Raw genomic sequence first — 18,698 nt, forward strand, 5'->3', positions numbered from 1 at the left:
TGCCAGCTACTCTTTATGGCTGCCACCTCCCCGCTTGACCAGGAGCGCGACCACGATGAGCGCGGCTCCGGCGACCGCTGCGGCGGCCGCGGCGTACATTGCCATATCGCCAGTCGAGGGCATAAAGCCTCCGGTGGTAATGCTAGGGGGTGTGCCGGTGGGCGTGTTGATGAGCGACGCCTCCAGGCTGCCCGTCGACCCGTCCGCGCTGTCGGCGCGTAGGGGCGACTCGGCCGTGATGGTGAGCTTGGGCTTGGCGGCGGCCACCTGGTCGACGTCCAGGCCCTCGGCCTTGACCGTCACGGAGCGCGTGCCCTCAAAGGCGGTGTAGCCCTTGGGCGCCTTGAGCTCGCGGACCTCCAGCTTGCCCGAGTCCACGCCCGAGACGGTCACACGGCCGTCCTCGCCCGTGGTGACGGTGGCCTTGCCCTCCGCACCCCACGTGCCGTCGGCCGCCAGTGTGCGACCGCGGTCGTCGGCGATGCTCAGGACCGCCCCAGCAAGCGGCTTGTCGCCGTCGCTGCCGCGCTTGGTGAGCGCGAGATCCCAGGTGTAGACGCACGCATCGTCGCTCGGCGTGCGGGTGAAGCCGGCGTCGCCGGACTGGTCGGCAAAGGGAGAGCGCGGGTAGCGCAGGTAGACCTCGTTGGGGTTGCCCTTCGCGATGCCGTGGTTGCACGCGCTGTTGAGCGGCGCATTGTACACGACGACCACGCGGGTGCCCGCGGTAAAGGCGTCGGCCCCGCCGAGCGCGGCGATCAGGTCACCGGTGCGCACGGTGAAGGTCTTGCCGTCGACCGAGACCCTGCACTGGGCCGTGATGTCGGTCCAGCCCTTCGCGGGCTCGGTGCCGGCGCGCCCGTCCTTGCCGGCCGAGACGGCGCCGAAGCCGCCGTCCGCGCCCGCCGCCACGTACACGCGCATGCTCGCGACGACCTTGGAGGGATCGAGCCCCGCGCTCATGGTGTCGACGAACTGTACCGCATAGGTGTCGTATGCCGTGAGCCCCGCCGGGACCGTGGCAGAGAGGCGCCAGTACAGGTCGTCGGCGACCGTGGCGTCGGCGGCCTTCTGCCAGGCGGCGGTGCTGTCCTCCAGCACGTGCTTGGACACCTTGGGCGTCGCGGCCTTGGGCTTGACGGTGACGGCACTGCCGCCCACCAGGGCCATAATCGGCGCGGTGCCGGCCTCGTTCTGGGCGATGGCGTCGTCGTCGGCGACGATGAGCCAGTAGCCACAGGGTAGCTCGGCCGCCCTGCCCGCGTTAAGGGCCACGGACACGGCACCAGAGCTCTGGAGGGAACGAGCGAGCCGTGCGCTCAGCGCGCTCGTAAGGTGGGAATCGGCGTTGAGCCACTCGGCAGCTTCCTGCGCAGTGGTCTGGGATTTGGGCATGCCGGCGCTGTGCAACACAGGCAGCGCGGCGTCGCGGGCGGCGTCGCTTGCCCAAACGAGGTCGGTGGCGATCTTGGCGTCGTTGTCGCCGTCGACGACGTTGGCGCTAAAGATCTGGTGGGCGTCGTAGCTGCTCGCCACGGTGCCGCTCACCGTGATGGAACCGGTCGAGGTCGGCGCGGCCTGCGCGGATGCGGGGAACACAACCGCGCAGGTGCCGATCAGGAGGGCAAGCAGCGCAAACAAGATCGGGAAGGAGCAAACTTTCTTATTCACGGCGCTCACCTCCCTTCGCATTCGCCTTGCGACGAATGTGCATCCAGGCTGCAGCAGCGCAAAGCACCGCCGCGCCGGCAAGGTATGTCGGAGTGACGCCCGACATACCGGAAAGAGGCAGAGTGGTGGAGTAGGTGTTGGTGAAGGTGGAGGCGGGGATGGCGTTCGCGGGCGCGTCGACATCGCCGATGACCTTACCCGGATCAATCGCGTTGCCCATGTCGTCCTTCACCTGGGTGACCGTGGTGGAGGTGGTGAGACCGGTGTACTTGCCAGCGTCGTTCAGATCAGCCTTCACCGTGACGGCCACCTGGTACTCGGCCTTGGAGTAGCGGAGCTTGTCGATGGCATCGGCGTCGGGCGCGACCTCCTTCACCGTGTAGGTGTAAGTCTTGGCGCCCTTCGGGTTCGAAGCGTCGTTCGTGGCGAGGTACTCTTTGGAGAACGAGATTTCGCCAAAAGATGCCTCGATGTCGTTGACCTTGGTGGAGTCTGCGGGAGCGACGGAAATAGTCTTCTTGTCAGGCATAGGAGCGCTATCCCTATTTGGCCCCGTAGCCTCGATGCTGAAATCGAACGCAACGTAGTTACCGTTGGAATCCTTCGGCCAGTCCGTATTACGGACGGACTTAATCACCGGGATTTTCACGGACGTAACGGAGCGTGAGTCGGAAATGTAGACGTTGCTCCCGTCAATCGTCGGCTTCTTGCCCTCGGTCCACATAATGGAGCCGTCTGTGCTGAACACATTGAACTCGTAAACCGTCGAGTTCTTCTCGTAGCCAAACGGCGCCTGGGTCTCCGTGAGCGTGTACATGCCCGGCAGCAGACCGGCCAATGTGAACTTGCCATCCTTGGCGTCGGTATCGGCCCAAGTGGTTTCGCTCGAAGCCGACTGATCGCTCACGGTCCAGGACTTCTCCTCAGTCAAGCCATCGGCACCCAGTTTCGCAAGCTTCCACTCGGAACCAGCCAAAGGAGTGTGTTCTGCATCGTCCTTCTCCACCTTGGCCCAAGACACCGTACCGGTGATCTTGGTGTTGGCGATGGCACCCGTGGTGTTAGAAGGTGTGAACGGAACCTCGTTCCCGTTCTCATCCACGTAGCCCTGGACATAGTTCACCGACTCACCAGCATTGTTCATGGTTGCGTAGTAGATCTTGTCCGAAACCTGGTAACCAGCCGGAGCAGTCACCTCTTTGATGTAATAGGTGAATGCCGGATTAGAATCCGAGATATCCTTACTCGGATCGGCCTTCTGGTTCAGATAGTTGAACTGAAGCTCGCCATCACCCGAAGCGTAATCGTTGGCACCGCCATCCGTTACCGTAACGATGGGATGCGTCTCTTTCTTGGCATCATCGACAGTGCCGTATATCGTCCACGAGGAACCAGAAAGCGGCGTCATGCCGTCCGCAGCGTCGACCTTGCTCCACGCAATGGCAGAGCCGTCCGGTGTATACGACCCGGACCACGGGAAATTGTGACGCTCCTGGTCCATGTCGATAACGGAGGCTGTATTTCCCTCACCAAATGTTGCGGCAATCTTCGGGCTGTTCATTGAGAAATCGACGCCCACATAAACGCGGCCGTTGGTGGTCACATGGTCATCGAAGCTGCCATCGGGTACAAGGATGCTGCCGATCATAGCCGCCGCAGGATCGTCGTCAGTCCACTTGGCACCAGTGATTGCGCCACCGTATCCCCAGTCCGCGCGGTCCTCTCCCGCGATGCCGCCCCGAATGGTAAGGCTTTGCGTATCGACAAAGTTCCACATGACGGATTGAGAAGCCGTCGCGTATGCCTCGCCCAGCGGTGTGCCGGAATATCGAGTTTCGTAACCACGCGAAATCTCGGTACCGTTCCACCAAAAGCGCCAGCCATTGTGGAACTCAATATTCGAAAATCCAGTAACGTTCACAACAACCGAGGCGCCCTTGGGAATGCCCTCGAATGCGAAATCAACGCCACGATAATACTCGTTGTTGTATGTATTGCTCAGCTGATAAGCATCGATGGTGAACACCTGCTGCATAGAGGTGTTGTCACCCTTAAACTTGATAAGACGCTCGCTATTCTTGAATTGCCTACCATTGAGCGACGTATCGGCGCAGTCCGTATTGATGGTCTTATACGACTCATCAAACACCAGGCCATAGCTACAATCCGTCTTGTCGTACTTGTTGATGATATAGCGGTTGTCCTGATGGCACGCCGGAGCAACGCTGCAGCTCACTTCGCCCGTCTTCGCGAACGAATTCAGCTGGTTAGAGAGCGTGGTGAGATAGCCTGTCTCTCCGCTGTAATTCGAATAGTCCTTGCCATTAATGTTGTTGAGGAAGTCGACTTGTTTGAACAGCGAACTTTCGTCCGCATTTTCCCCTTCATAGTAGTTGCCCTGCTTCTTCACCACAGACTGGCGCTTGTTGTCAGCATTCCAATTGTTGCCAGGATTCCAATAGGTAATGGGACCGGCGATCTGCGCGGTGTAGTCATAGCCGGTATTCTCTTTCGACTTGCCGACCCAGGCACCCCTGGTCCAAGCACCAACCGTCGCAGTATCTGAGGTCGTTCCCAGACCGGTGTTCATGTTCTGAATCGAGCTGTTTATACCGGCGACCGCAAGCACTGTACTACGGTCGACAGGACGAAACTGAGAACCAAAACCAACGGTGCCGAAACGGAAGCCATCGCCGCTCCAACTCGCCTTGATAGGATTCATGGCAAGCTTGCCACGGACCACGGTAAGGCCCTCCGCCTCAGCGGCATATGAACCGGTGGGAGCGTTACCCGCATCAAGAGTTCTAGTGTCGCTCGGCTTACCACCGATATACATGTCGCGGCCGACGTAGGTGGCCACGCCGGGATCGGGGGTGGAGACATCGATATTCGTACCGATACCGATAGACGTGGGCTTGTAGATGCCCTTGTTCACAGTGGTAGCCGCGCTCGCAGAGGTGGCGGCGCTATTCTGGTTTTCGTCATCCTCGCTGGTGTTGCCTACAGCAGCGAAGTCACTTGAGGAACCCCCCCCCCATTACAGTTTCCTCGGTAGAAACTGTCTGGGCGTCGCTGGCGATGGCCTGCGAGATCGGGGGCATAACGAGCGACAGCACCAGGCTCAACACGGAAGCTCCGCACAAAACACCTGCCAGTACACGGCGCGTCGCTTTTTTACTCTGCTTAGTTTTTTCTGAATTCGCTTTCATCGATGTCTCCTCCCCAAGAGACCGCGATCTTGCTCTTTCACTATCAAACGTATCTGCGCAACCTGAAATTGCGCACGCTTAGTAATGAATATTGTAACGATTGTTTGAACATCTGGGCAAAAAAACCGATAGTTTTGTAGCGAATTGTCAATTCTCTTGACATTTGCTCAGATTTACCTTCGTTTATTCGCTATTTATTTTTTGTTTCTACTGGTAATTTGGTTGCCATCATTTTTTTAATGGCATTAGATTTGTTTGCACAACATTTTGCTCAAGAGCAAACATCCTGTGAACGGTCGGAAATCGACCGTGAGCGGTAGGTCATTAACCGGGATGAATATCCTACCAAATTGATGAGAATATCTTAAACCCATCGGTGGTTAGAAGCATGATGTTCAGACAACAATATTTGAATTTTCCCACAGATTTTAGGCATCAATTCGCCTAAATCGCCTGAGGCCACCACAAAGGTGCCTGCCCCCTTTGTGGTGGTCCCCCCCTGCACTACAGCAGATGCTCCTCGATAAAGAACGCGATGCCGTCTTTGTCGTTGCTCGCGGTTACAAAATCGGCGGCGGCGCGGGTGGCATCGCTACCATTTGCCATGGCCACACCCACGCCGGCGTCGGCCACCATGCAGGTGTCGTTATCGGCATCGCCAAACACGCAAATGTTCTGGAGCTCCATGTCGTTGAGCTCCGCCACGCGCACAAGGCCGCGCGTCTTGGACACTCGCGGATCCATGAATTCGTAGAGTCGCTGCGTGGTCTGAAGAGCCGCCGCCTTAACGGTGTCGTCGGCAAGCGACGACGCCCGCTCGATGACCCGCGGCATCACCTCGGGCACCATAGTAAACATCACCTTGGTCTGCGGCTCGCGCAAAAACTCGGCAAAGTCGACCACCTTGTAGGGCACGCCGTCGACACGCGACAAGTGCTCGACGCACGCATCGCTCTCGGGCACATAGAGCACGCCGTCCCGAGGGCAAACGGGCGTTGCCGGCAGGTCTGCCATGTGCTCGCAAATGCGCGCGATGGTCTCGCCCGGCAGCGGATAGCTCAGCTCGTTGATGTCGTGCGCGCGGTCGATGACCTCGGCGCCACCGCAGCCCACGAGCACGTCCACCAGGCCTTCGATACCCCAGAGCTCGTACATGGCCTCGGTCGCGTGGGCGTCGCGCCCGGTGCACAGGCCAAAGAGCACGCCACGCTCGCGCAAGGCGCGGATCGCCGCCACGGTGCGCGGGGACACCGTGTGCCGGCTCGTGAGCAGCGTGCCGTCGATATCGCAGAGTACGGCTTTAATGTGGCTGAAGGTGGCGTCCATGGGGGCCTTTCTGGGTTGTGCGGCGGTGCTGAATGTGGTCGGAAATGGTGTACATGGTATACCAAGGCGCAGGCGCGGCCCGTCAAAGCAAAAGCCACCACAAAGGAGCCTTGCCCCTTTTGTGGTGGCCGAACCCGAAGGGTGGCCTGGCCCGGGGCGCAAACCATCACAACATTCGACGTTTTTCGGCAAAATCGCGATTTTCATCGAATGTTGTGATGGTTTTTACTGCCTTGCGGCACGATCAAAATGTCGGCGTCCAAACAGCAGCAACGCCGCGGGAACCGCCGTCACGACCATACCCGCACCAACGAGCGTCTGCTGCACGCCAAACGTCGCCGCCAGCCAGGGGGCAATCGCCAGCGGGGCCACGCCGGCGAACATGTTGCCAAAACCCATGACCGAGTTCACGCGACCGAGCTGCTCGAGCGGGGCCGTCGTTTGCACGATGGTGTTGTGGAGCGGGTTGACGACGCCCCAGGCCACGCCGAGGGCAATCTGGCCAATGAGCGCCACGCCCACATACGTTGTTCCCACGTAGAGCAGGCTTCCCAGGCCCACGGACATAAGCGCCGCGAGCAGCGTTTTAAGGTTGATCAGATGCGGCGGCAAACGGAGCGCAATAACGGCGCCCAGCACCGCGCCCACACCGCTGGCCGACGAGAGCCAGCCCATCCACTCAACACCGACGTGCAGGACATCGCGGTAGAAGAACGACTCCAGCGGGTCGAAAGCTCCATAGCCAAAGTTCGAAAGGAAGATAATGCAAAACAGCAGGGCGAGGACGCTGTTGGTAAAGACCGTCTTGATGCTGGTCGCGAAGGTGGCGCGGGTGGACGCGCTGGGGTCGGGGCTTTGGCTGGCGGTACTTGCCGTTGCGCTGCTGTCCGCGGGACTGCTTTCGCGCGTGGCGACGTGACCTGCTTGCGGCCTAAAGCCCCAACCGGCGACGAGCGCCAGCATGGTAAAGAGCATCATGAGCACGAACACCGTGCGCGACGACGCAGCCGCCGCGACAAAGCCGCCCAGTGTGGGGCCGACGATAATGCTCACGTTGGAGAACATGGTTATGGCGGAGTTGATGTCTTTGAGCTCGACAGGATCGTCGGTAAGGTAGGCCGGACAGGATGTGGCGATGGGCTGGGCGAACCCCATCACAAAGCCCAGGAGCACCGCGGCGAGCAGGACGATGCCGGTCGCGCTACCAAAAACGAGGATTGCCGCGCCGGTTGCCAACGTGCCGAAGATACTCGCCCGGAAATGCCGGCACGGACCCCAAGCGTCAAGCGCCGCTCCACCCGCAAAGGATCCCAGGATCACGAAGACGTTCATAAACAGGACGGCCAGCGATGTCGCAACGACCGAGGCATCGTCCGCATAGGTGAGTGTTCCGATAACACCGATAAAGTAGCTGGTCTGGAAACTGGTGTAGATGAGAAAGCGCATCGCCACCAGGCGCTTGGCCTGCACGGAAAGCGATGATTGAGGCTTTGAGAAAAGAGGGGCGAGCATGGAGACTCCTTGTTTCATACGAATGCGGACGGCGGGCATTCGGCACCGTCTGTCAAATCAATCTATCCGCATGAAACATTAAGGACGCATCAAGCCCCTTCTCTCCGTTTTTCGCCCGTCATGAACTACTTGGTAGATTGTAAGGCATGTCACAAAAATCTACCAAAGCAATAACCACCACAAAGGTGCCTGGACCCTCTGTGGTGGAAATGACGTTTGCCCAAATAAAACCTGCCAAAATGAACCTGTCCCTTTTTGGCAGGTTTTAGGCCAGATGGTCTTGGATAAGGTCGCAGATGGCGCGGGCGTCGTTGATGTTGATGGCTCGGGTCGCAAAGCCTGCGTCGAAGGCCTGGCGTGCCAGGGCTTCGTTGCAGGCAAGGGCCAGCGTGCGGCCGTCGACCAGGTCGAGCGAGCTCTTGCCGCGCAGACGGTCGACACCGGAGCGCGCGACCACGATGTTGTCGAAACCCTCGGTCTTGTAGCCCTCGATAATCACCACGTCGACATCGTTGTAGCGCGACAGCAGCTCGCGCGCGGGCATCTCGTCCCCCTCGCGCGTGTCGGCGTACTCCGCCCAGCGCGTGGCGCAGATGAGGCCCACGTGCTTGGATCCGGCTTGGTGATGGCGCCAGGTGTCCTTAGCGGGCACGTCGATATCAAAGCCGTGGTGTCCGTGATGCTTGAGCGATCCCACGCGCAGGCCGCGGCGGGTGAGCTCGGCAATGACCTTCTCGACGAGCGTGGTCTTTCCCGAATTCTGGTAGCCGATAAACGCGATCGCGGGGACGGCCGGTGTCGGAGCTGCGGGCGCGACGGCGACGGGTGCGCTCGCGGGTGCGGCACCGTCAGTGGCCACGGCCTCAACAGCAGCGGCCTGACGCTCTGCGCGGTCCCACACGCCCGAGCGGCCGCCCTCCTTGTGCAGCAGGCGCACGTCGACGATCTCCATACCGCGATCAACCGCCTTGCACATGTCATAGATCGTTAGGCACGCGGCACTCGCGCCGGTCAGGGCCTCCATCTCGATACCCGTCTTGCCCGTCACGCCGGCCGTAACCAGTACGTGAAAGCCAACTTGCCCGTCCGCGCGCGCCGGTGCCCAGCCCTCGGGCACGTCCTCGGCCGGCGTCCCCGCCGGAGCGATGGGCGCAATGTCGCACTTGCTCTTGGTAATGAGCAACGGATGGCACATGGGAATGATGTCGCTCGTGCGTTTGATGGCCATGATGCCCGCCACGCGCGCGCAGGCAAGCACGTCGCCCTTTTTGGCGCGGTCCTGCAGCACCATGGCCTGTGTCTCGGGATGCATGAGGATGGTGCCCTCGGCGATGGCGATGCGATGAGTCTCGGCCTTGTCGGACACATCGACCATGCGCACCTCGCCCTTGGCATCCACGTGCGTCAGCTCGTTGCGACGTGCGTCACGGGCGGGTTCGGTGGCCGCGCTGGAAGTCGGCTGCGCGGACGCGTCGGCGTTGCCAGCATTCGCCGCGGCCGTGACTTTGTGGGCAGACATCGCGGCCCTGCGAGCGGCCTTGGTGGCGTCGGCGTACCTGCTCTTGGCCATATGATCATCCTCCGATTTGGGACATAAATCGTTGCGTGCCCTCAATTATCGCGTGTTCCTGCGGTTTGTGGGCCACGGCATCGCGCCAAATCGAAAGTACCTGTATATCATCACCACGGCGCAGGGCGTCGCGCACCGAATACTCAGCATCGCTAAACAGGCACGGACGCACGTTGCCATCGGCCGTCAGGCGCAGACGGTTGCAATTCGCACAAAAATGGTTGGACATGGCGCTAATAAAGCCAACCGTTCCCGCCGCGCCCGGAAAGCGCCAATAGCGCGCAGGGCCCGCGCCGGCAGGAGCGTCGTTGATGTCGAGCGGCTCGAGCTCGCCCAGTCCCGTCGCGGTGGCCCCGGCATTGATGCGCGCCCGCAGCTCGTCACTCGGCACGGTATCGCTCGCGTCCCACAGCTCGGGATTGAGCGCGGGCGCATGCGGGTCCACAGCGCAATGCGAGCTCGTGCGCTCGTCGCCGATGGGCATATATTCGATAAAGCGCAGGTGGATGGGACGGTCGAGCGTGAGCCGCGCGAGGGCCGCCACATCCTGGTTGAACCGGCGCACCACAACGCAGTTGACCTTAACGGGCTCAAAGCCCCAAGCCAGCGCCGCGTCGATGCCGGCCATGGTCTGCTCGAGCCGACCCAGGCGCGTGATCTTTCCAAAGAGCGTAGGGTCGAGCGTGTCGAGCGAGATGTTGACGCGGTTAAGCCCGGCATCTTTGAGCTGCGGCGCCAGCTTGGGCAGCAGGGCGCCGTTGGTGGTGAGCGAGATGTCCTCGATCTGAGGGATCGCGCGGATGTCGCGAATAAGCGGAATAATACGGCGGCTGACCAGCGGCTCGCCGCCCGTCAGGCGCACGCGGCGAATGCCCTCCCCCGCCATCAAGCGCACAAAGCGGGCGATTTCCTCGGCGCTGAGTAACTCGTCGTGTGCACGGGGCGCCACGCCATCGGCCGGCATGCAGTAAATGCAGCGGAAATTGCACTTGTCGGTAACGGCAATGCGCAGGTAGTTGATATCGCGGCCAAAACCGTCATGCTGCACGTGCCCGTCCACGCTGCCCTCCCCTCACGCGGCGTTTTATTCTTCGAAAAACATAATACCCCACGAGAGAATCATGCCGACACCCGTACGACAGGACAGGTCGCTTCGAACAAGACCGGCTTTCCAAGCCCATCCTCAACACACAAACCTTGACTCTACAATCGTTGTAGGGTTTTCACTACACTGGTACGGAAACAGACCCAGCCAGAAAGCCCCACCTATGGAACACGACCTCACACGCGGCAATGTCCTTAAGACCATCGCGGTCTTTGCCCTGCCCTATATGCTCTCGTACTTTTTGCAGATGCTCTACGGCATGGCCGACCTGTACATGATGGGGCAGTTTAGCGGTGCCGCCGGCATCACCGCCGTGGGCAATGGCGCGCAGACGCTCTATATCATTACCGTGACGCTCGTGGGTCTGGCCATGGGAACGACGGTTATCGTCGGCCACGCCGTGGGCTCGCGCCGCTTCGATCGCGCCGAGACCGTCATCGGCAACACTATCACGCTGTTTATGGGTGTCTCGGTAGTGCTGGCAGCCATCCTGCTCGCACTGTGCCCACAGATCGTGGCACTTATTGGGACGCCAGCCGAGGCAGTCGAAGGAACCGCCGCCTACCTGCGCATCTGCTTTGTCGGCATTCCGTTTATCGCCGCATACAACATCCTCTCGGCCATCTTTCGCGGGCTGGGCGATTCGCGCTCGCCCATGTACGTGATCGGCGTGGCGTGCATCATCAACATCGCGCTCGATTTTCTGTTTATCGGCCACATGGGGCTCGGCCCCGTGGGTGCGGCACTCGGCACGGTAACCGCCCAGACGGCAAGCGTTGCCCTCGCGCTCGTGTGGCTTAAGAGCCGCCGTACGAACATCCACGTTAAGCGTAGCGACCTGCGTCCCCAGCCCGAGGTGCTCGGCGGCATCCTTAAGATCGGCGTGCCCGTGGCCGTGCAGGACGGCTGCATCCAGGTGGCGTTTATGTTTATCACCGTCATCGCCAACCACCGAGGGCTCGTCGACGCCGCCGCCGTGGGCCTGGTCGAAAAGATGATCAGCTTTTTGTTCATTGTTCCGAGCTCCATGGGTGCCACCGTCAGTGCACTCACGGCGCAAAACGCCGGCGCGGGCAAGGGCGACCGCGCGCGTCAGGTGCTCGAAGACGCCATGACCATCTCGGTGGTGTACGGCTGCCTGATCACGGTGCTGATGTGGCTGGTGGCACCGGCGTTTATTGGCTTTTTTGCCAAGGACGCTGCAGTAGTCGCTGCCGGCACCGGCTATATGCGCAGCTATATTTTCGACGCGATTTTTGCCGGCATCCACATTTGCTTTAGCGGCTTTTTCGCTGCATACGGCAAGAGCTACATCGGCTTTGCGCACAACGTGCTGGCCGTGGCACTCATTCGCGTGCCGGGCGCGTGGCTGCTGTCGAACGCCTATTCCGACACGCTGTTTCCCATGGGCATCGCCTCGCCGTGCGGGTCGATTTTGTCGGCAGTCATCTGTGTTGTCGCGTTTACCGTGCTCAACCGGCGCGGGGCTTTTGACAAGTTAGCAGCGTAGCGGGGCAACGCGAGCCTGGCGCCCTCCCCGACCCTATTGAAAGGAGCTGTCCTGTGACCGACTCGCCAACTGAACATACCGAGGGCCTGCTCCGAATTGGCGAGGTGGCGCGTCTGTTTAACCTGAGTGTGGGCACGCTGCGCCATTACGAGCAGATGGGCTTGCTGGACCCGGCGCACATCGATCCGACGAGTGGGTACCGCTACTACGGATCGCGGCAGCTCTCCACCCTCAACACCATCAGCCACCTGCGTGTTCTCGACTTGCCGTTGGCGCAAATCCGCGAGTTTGTGACCACGCGCGATGTGGACCTCATGCAGCGGCAGCTAGCTCAGCAGCAGGAGCTCATCGAGCGCAAGCGCCGTGAACTTGAACGCGTGTCGCGCAAGATCGATAACCGGCTTGCGCTGCTGCATGATGCCCTGAACACCGAGCTCGATACCATCTGCACAATCGATGCGCCCGAGCTCCGCTGCGCTGTGCTGCGTGAACGCGTCAACCCTACCGACGCCTATGCGCTGGAGTGGCAGATTCGTCAGCTGCAGAAGGGCCAGCACGAGACCTTTGTTTTTCTGGGCAACTTAGGCGTCGGGATTAGCGCCGAGCGCCTGGCCGGCGGCGACTTTGACGGCTACGACGAAGTCTTTCTGCTGCTGGATGACACGGACGATTACCTACCTGGGCGATGTCGAAGTACGTCCCGCCGCGCGGTGTCTGACGGTCAGCTTCCGCGGCACGCACGGTCAGGCGGCCCCGCGCTATGAGCGCTTACTCGATTACATGCACGAGCGCGACCTGTCCCCCGCCGGTCCCCCGCGCGAAATCGCCCTCATCGACGACATCATCAGCGACGACCCGGGAGCGTATGTGACGAGGATCGCGATACCGGTCCGCTAATCACTACCATTTATCGAGCAATTCCATCCATTTACCTTAATCCGAATTAGATTGTATTTTGTAGCAAATAAAATGACAGCATATTGCCCCCCCATAGGCAGGAGACATTATGCCCAGAGTTCAATCACGTCGCTCGTTTCTTCTCGGCCTAGCCTCGATCATCGGCTTATCCGCGTCACGCCCAACAAGAGTATTCGCTGCCGACTCAAACTCATCCGTCGCTTTTACATCAGACCTAGCACAAGACTACGCGCTTTCCCTGTTGCCCATCGTCGACGGATCCGCGAACTTAGAGATCGAGCAAATCGTTCCCGTATGCCAACAAATCGGCCTTATCTGTGGCTATGAAATCAGTGTCACAAGGGAAGGAAGCCCTTACGGTTATTTAATACTTGACGCATCATATCCTGGGCTTCTGAAGGAGATAACCCTCGGCGATACCATTCTTCCGATTTCAGCTTCTCTATCAAACGCCATTTCAACTTATTCCGGCCAACAGGCCACAAACCCAACCGTACTAATTTCGTACAACGATATTGAATATGGAACTTTGGTGCCAGGAACTAGAGACCGTGTAACCAACTATAACAATATACGGTCTGTCCCGATTGTCACCGAAAAGGGTATAGCACCTCAAAGCAATAACCCAACTTCATGGGATGCTGTCATTATCAATGAAGATGACTTGATGTTGCATTTCCAAATAGACGATTTAAACGGAATACCGTTCCGAGGAGTCTCGGAATCATTAGTTGAAGCCCGCACTAATAAGTATGCATGCGTCGTTTCTGCCTTGTACGCTGTATCAATGCATTACGGTCTCACCAGTTCAAACGCTAATCAATTTAATCCCGATTATTATAAAGAAATATGGAACGTCACTGGCACAACAACGTATAAGACCAATGATCAGGGCGTCGAGTACGGAAGCACGATCATCCCAGATGGAATTGTTCCGTTTAAAAGTCTTGCCGCTCAAAAGGGTAGAGCACTTAATACTCAATTTTTCGGTTATCAGCCTCAATTCGCTCAGTACAGAGCAACTATCGATCAAGGGAATATCGGCTTGTATCATATGTGGATCAACAGCCGAAACAGTGAAGGATCCGTCGAGCTATCAGGTCATACGGTCACGGTAACTGGCTATTTTACTGGGCATAATGGAAGCTCTGGCATCGAACTGCAGTGGCTCGAAGTATTCGACGGATGGAACACTTATCCCCGAGCGATTAACTATGCAACGCCCAATATGGTCAAATTGAACGGAACAGTCTTTTGGTAGACCGGATGGCACCATCAAAATGCTATGGCACCACGGCCTTTGCCCTGGTTACGATATTGGTGATTTTCGCTATGTTTGCATCCGTTTCTTCATGCACAGATAGAGCCCGCTATAGCGGAGGAGATGATTACCTTGTCTTTGGAGCCGGCAGCGTTCATTCTATTGAGGGAACGGAACTCGTAATCCAAACAGACAACAGTCCCCGCTACACCGACGCTGGAAAGCAAACCCGGATTACATTCCCCTCATCTGGCCGAATCAAAGACAAGCTTTCCCAAATCAAAGTTGGGACAAGAGTTTCCTACTCACGCTTTGAGTCGGTAGACGCATCTGGATCATACGAGGGAAACGATATCGAAATTGAACAGGCAAACACTATAAGGAGATGTTGAGGAACTGAGCCTCTGCGCAGTTCCTCAACAAATCATTATGCCTCCGGGACCCTACCCGTCGCCAAAATCTGTTCAAGTACCGCCTCATCCAGCACGGGCACGCCCAGCTGCTCGGCCTTGGTAAGCTTGGAGCCCGCTTTGGGGCCGGCGACTAGATAGCTCGTCTTCTTTGACACGCTGCCCGAAACCTTGGCGCCGAGCACCTTGAGCGCCGCACCCGCCTCGTCGCGGGTGCGGTTGACGAGCGTGCCGGTGAGCACGAAGGTCAGACCCGCAAGCGGCTGTGCGTCAGCAAGCTCACCCGCCACGCCAGCGTTGGCTGCGGCCTGCGCATGAGCGGCGCCTAGGTCAACCTCGAGCGGCAGGCCCGCCTGGCGCAGGCGCTCCAGCACGGCAAGGTTCTCGGGCACGGCCAGGAACTGCTTGACGCTCGCCGCAATCTTGGGACCGATGCCCTCGCACTCGGCAATATCCTCTTCGCTCGCCAAGATGAGCTTGTCAATCGACAGGAATCGCTCGGCGATGACCTCGCCCACGCTCTTGCCCACGTGGCGGATGCCCAGGGCAAACAGCACGCGACCGAGCGGCTGGCTCTTGGACTTGTTGAGCTCGGCGATGATTTTCTCGGCCGTCTTGAGGCCTACCGGAATGGGGTCGCCCTTCTTGACGCCCTTTTTGCTGTTGGAGCTGGCATAGGTGCGGCCCGTGTCCAGGCCGGCGATATCGTCCACCGTAAGCTGGTAGAAGTCCGCGACATCATGGATCAGGCCGGCGGCGATCATCTTGTCGACGATCTCATCGCCCAGGCCGTCGACGTCCATGCAGCCGCGGCTCACCCAGTGGAGCAGGCGCTCCTTGAGCTGTGCGGGGCAATCGATGGAGACGCAGCGGTAGGCAACCTCGCCATCCTCGTGAACCACGGGGCTGCCGCACACGGGGCAGGCCTCGGGCATGCGCCAGTCAACCGAATCGGCCGGGCGCTTATCGAGCACCGGGCCCACGACCTCGGGGATTACGTCGCCTGCCTTGTGCACGATGATAGTGTCGCCCTCGCGCACGTTTTTGCGACGGATCTCGTCGATGTTGTGCAGCGTAGCGCGCGCGATGGTGGAGCCGGCGACTGTCACCGGGTCGAACTCGGCGACCGGCGTGAGCACACCGGTGCGGCCCACCTGGATGCGAATTTCGCGCAGGACGGTCTGCTTTTCCTCGGGCGGGAACTTAAAAGCAATGGCCCAGCGCGGTGCGCGGGCGGTAAAGCCCAGGTCGAGCTGCTGCTGAAAGCTGTCCACCTTTACGACCACGCCGTCGATGTCGTAGTTCAGGTCGCCGCGATGCTCGAGCGCCTGGGCGCAGAACTCGTGAACCTCGGCGGGCGTGGCACAACGGGCCACGTTGGGGTTGACGCTAAAGCCGGCGCTACGCAGCCAGTCGAGGAACTCGCGCTGGCTGTGGACGTGCAGCGGGTCGGTATCGGCGATGGCATAGATAAAGGTGGCCAGGTCGCGGCGTGCCGTGATCTTGGGGTCCTTTTGGCGTAAGGATCCTGCGGCGGCGTTGCGCGGGTTGGCGAAGGGATCGCGCCCCTCGGCATCGGCCTCTTCATTCAGACGAACAAAGCTGCCCTTGGGCATATAGACCTCGCCGCGTACCTCGATGGTGCGCTCGCGGTCAGCGCCCATGTGGGCGAGCGCCGCCTCGGACAGATGCATGGGCACATCCTTGATGGTACGGACGTTGAGCGATACGTCCTCGCCCGTGGTGCCGTCGCCGCGCGTTGCCGCGCGCACGAAGGTGCCGTTTTGGTAGGTAAGCGCCACGCCCAGACCGTCGATCTTAAGCTCGCAGGTATAGGTGACGCTACCAGCACCGAGCGCATCCTCAGTGCGCTGGAGCCACGCGTCAAGTTCGTCCAGATCCATGGCATCGTCCATAGAATACATGCGTGCCATATGCGTGACCGGCGTAAACTGCTCGCTCACGTACCCGCCCACGCGCTGGGTATAGCTGTCGGACGTCACCAGGTCGGGGTAGGTCGCCTCGATTTCCTGCAGCTCAACGAGCATTTTGTCAAAGGCGGCGTCCGTGATCTCGGGCGCATCGAGCATGTAGTAGCGATAGGCGTGGTAATCGAGCTCGTGGCGCAGCTCGGCCGCGCGCGCTGCCGCCTGGGCACGGGCGTCGGTCGGTGCGGCGGCATCCGCGCTCGCGGACGTTTCGGTATCGATGTCCACACCGTCACCAAACAGGCTCGATTGCTCCATAGCGGCACTCCTTCGCTCGATTTCAAACGGATACAAGAGTACCACCGGTCGCAACGGGGCCGAATAGCCCTTTCGAACCGCACCGAATCGGCAGCCACCAGACCGGGGTGGACAATTAGTTCAGATACGTATAAATCCTAGAGCTGGATCAGGCACGAACACCCCTGTTTCAACTAATTTGAGCTCCTCGAAACCGTGTAAACGTCCCACTCTCCCTTCCAAACACCCATTCGAGCCCCATCCCAATCAAAAATTGCTCAAAACGCATCCCAAGCTGCCCCAGATTTATACGTATCTGAACTAACTGTCCAGACCATTACGAACCAGCCCCTTGCCAGCCACAAGTGATCCGTTTTCCTCCGCCCCCAACGGATCAATAAGAAAAGGGGGGCTGTCCCGCGTTGGTGGGACAGCCCCTCTGGCATCGGTATGAGCGAAACGGCTCGCTAGTAGCCCTGGCCGTAGCCCTGACCCTGGCCCTGCTGGCCTAACAGCTCCTCCAGGTACTGGCGCAGCTGCTCGTCGGTAATACCGCCATTGCCGGTGTCGGTCGAACTGTCGTCCTGCTGCTGGTTCTGCAGCTCTTCATCGGAGCCCAGCTCGACGGTGACCTTTTTCTCTTCCTTGCCGCGCATGAGTGTGATCTCGACCTTCTCGCCCACCTCGTGGCTGCGCAGAGCAATGATCAGGCCATCGGCGCTCGTGATCTCGTCGTCGCCCAGCTTGGTGATGACATCGCCCTCCTGAATGCCGGCCTTGGCAGCAGGACCATCCTCAACGACGCTCGCCACATACGCGCCGCTATCGGTGCTCAGCTTGTTGGTGCGGGCGTTGAGCGCATTGACGCTCGAAAGCGTAGCGCCCATGTACGGATGCACCGGCGTCTTGCCGTCGATAATCTGGTCGGCAATGTTCTTGGCATAGTTGACCGGAATGGCAAAGCCCACGCCCGAGCTGGAGCCCGAATAACTCTCGATGAGCGAATTAATGCCCACAAGCTCGCCATTGTCGTTAACGAGCGCGCCGCCGGAGTTGCCCGGGTTGATGGCGGCATCGGTCTGGATCATGTTGGCATAGATAGTGTTGCCGCTGGTAGAGCTCATAGCCGTGGAGCGATACAGCGCCGACACAATACCCGTGGAGACGGACTGCTCGTTGCCGAACGGCGAGCCGATCGCCATGACCCACTCGCCCACGTTGAGCTTGGAGGAATCACCGATCTCAATCGGCGTGAGCTTGGAGGCGTCGGCGTCCTTGAGCTTGATGACGGCCAGGTCGCTCGAAGCATCGTTGCCCACGAACTCGGCCTCATAGGTGGTGCCGTCGTCCATGGTCACCACGTACTGGTCGTAACCATCGACCACGTGGTTGTTGGTGAGGATGTGGCCCTCGGTATCGAGCACCACGCCCGAACCGACACTGCCCGAGTTATCCGACCCGTCAGCAGACTGCGAAAGCGAGCCATTCTGGCTGCCGCTCGAAGTGGCGGTAATGGAAACGACGGAGGGCAATGCCTTGGCAGATACGGCCTCGGCCAGCGTGGTGTCCTCGGAGTCGATCGTGATCTTTTGCGTCGATGAACCCGAAGCGCCCGCCGTCACGGCATTCTTGCCGCCACCGATATCGAGCGTGCCGCTCATAATGAGCGCGATGACCAACAGGGCGCCGCATGCGCAGCCGGCGAGCGCTGTAATGAAAATCGGCAGCTTTTTGGTCTTGGTCTTGACCACCGTGTGCTTGTTTACGACCTGTTGGCCGCCCAGCGGCTTGCCGGTCTGCGTGTCGTAGGCCTGCACGTAGGGAATGTTGCCGTCGGCAGGCGTCGACTCAACCTGTACGCGCGGCTGCTGCTGGGTCTCGCCGGCGTTGCCCGCATCCTGGGGACGCTGGGAATCGTACTCGCTCATAGCTGCGATCCTTTCGTCAAATAACCAAAGGCCCGCCAAACATGTGGCGGGCC

General features: G+C 59.7%; 12 protein-coding genes. 3 read left to right on the forward strand and 9 right to left on the reverse strand.

Annotated features, from left to right (window positions below):
* Nucleotides 1-6: 6 nt before the first annotated feature.
* The 7 genes from GPK42_RS01735 to moaA all read right to left on the reverse strand — a co-directional run bounded on the left by GPK42_RS01735 (nt 7) and on the right by moaA (nt 10,348).
* Nucleotides 7-1,671, reverse strand: coding sequence for an isopeptide-forming domain-containing fimbrial protein (locus GPK42_RS01735; protein WP_215693093.1), 1,665 nt, complete (start codon nt 1,669-1,671; stop codon nt 7-9).
* The gene (locus tag GPK42_RS01740) at nt 1,664-4,606 is read right to left on the reverse strand and encodes a SpaA isopeptide-forming pilin-related protein (protein WP_215693095.1); all 2,943 of its coding nucleotides are present in this window, start codon (nt 4,604-4,606) and stop codon (nt 1,664-1,666) included. Before GPK42_RS01740 ends, GPK42_RS01735 begins: the two co-directional genes overlap by 8 nt.
* A gap of 79 nt (nt 4,607-4,685) precedes the next feature.
* The gene (locus tag GPK42_RS01745) at nt 4,686-4,880 is read right to left on the reverse strand and encodes a hypothetical protein (RefSeq protein WP_215693097.1); all 195 of its coding nucleotides are present in this window, start codon (nt 4,878-4,880) and stop codon (nt 4,686-4,688) included.
* A gap of 504 nt (nt 4,881-5,384) precedes the next feature.
* Entirely contained in the window at nt 5,385-6,206 is an 822-nt protein-coding gene (locus GPK42_RS01750) for an HAD family hydrolase (RefSeq protein WP_215693099.1), read from the reverse strand.
* A gap of 225 nt (nt 6,207-6,431) precedes the next feature.
* Nucleotides 6,432-7,718, reverse strand: a complete 1,287-nt coding sequence (locus GPK42_RS01755; protein ID WP_215693101.1) for an MFS transporter — start codon at nt 7,716-7,718, stop codon at nt 6,432-6,434.
* A 265-nt stretch (nt 7,719-7,983) separates the two neighbouring features.
* Entirely contained in the window at nt 7,984-9,288 is a 1,305-nt protein-coding gene (gene mobB, locus GPK42_RS10195) for a molybdopterin-guanine dinucleotide biosynthesis protein B (protein ID WP_154518584.1), read from the reverse strand.
* A 4-nt stretch (nt 9,289-9,292) separates the two neighbouring features.
* Nucleotides 9,293-10,348, reverse strand: a complete 1,056-nt coding sequence (gene moaA, locus GPK42_RS01765; protein ID WP_338404310.1) for a GTP 3',8-cyclase MoaA — start codon at nt 10,346-10,348, stop codon at nt 9,293-9,295.
* 208 nt (nt 10,349-10,556) lie between these two features.
* Between moaA and GPK42_RS01770 the strand changes: the two genes are divergently transcribed.
* The 3 genes from GPK42_RS01770 (at nt 10,557) to GPK42_RS01780 (ending at nt 14,082) form a co-directional block, all read left to right on the forward strand.
* Entirely contained in the window at nt 10,557-11,903 is a 1,347-nt protein-coding gene (locus tag GPK42_RS01770) for an MATE family efflux transporter (protein WP_215693103.1), read from the forward strand.
* Between the two features lie 53 nt (nt 11,904-11,956).
* Nucleotides 11,957-12,667 carry a MerR family transcriptional regulator gene (locus GPK42_RS01775; protein ID WP_215693105.1) on the forward strand — a complete coding sequence of 237 codons (711 nt, stop codon included), beginning with the start codon at nt 11,957-11,959 and terminating at the stop codon, nt 12,665-12,667.
* 242 nt (nt 12,668-12,909) lie between these two features.
* Nucleotides 12,910-14,082, forward strand: a complete 1,173-nt coding sequence (locus tag GPK42_RS01780; protein WP_215693107.1) for a hypothetical protein — start codon at nt 12,910-12,912, stop codon at nt 14,080-14,082.
* Nucleotides 14,083-14,509: 427 nt separating this feature from the next.
* On the opposite strand, the gene ligA is transcribed toward GPK42_RS01780, so the two are convergent.
* Nucleotides 14,510-16,738 carry an NAD-dependent DNA ligase LigA gene (gene ligA / locus GPK42_RS01785; protein WP_215693109.1) on the reverse strand — a complete coding sequence of 743 codons (2,229 nt, stop codon included), beginning with the start codon at nt 16,736-16,738 and terminating at the stop codon, nt 14,510-14,512.
* Nucleotides 16,739-17,184: 446 nt separating this feature from the next.
* Nucleotides 17,185-18,645 carry a S1C family serine protease gene (locus GPK42_RS01790; RefSeq protein ID WP_215693111.1) on the reverse strand — a complete coding sequence of 487 codons (1,461 nt, stop codon included), beginning with the start codon at nt 18,643-18,645 and terminating at the stop codon, nt 17,185-17,187.
* Between the last annotated feature and the right edge of the window lie 53 nt (nt 18,646-18,698).

The organism is Collinsella aerofaciens, from assembly GCF_018785265.1.
Lineage (GTDB): Bacteria > Actinomycetota > Coriobacteriia > Coriobacteriales > Coriobacteriaceae > Collinsella > Collinsella aerofaciens_AI.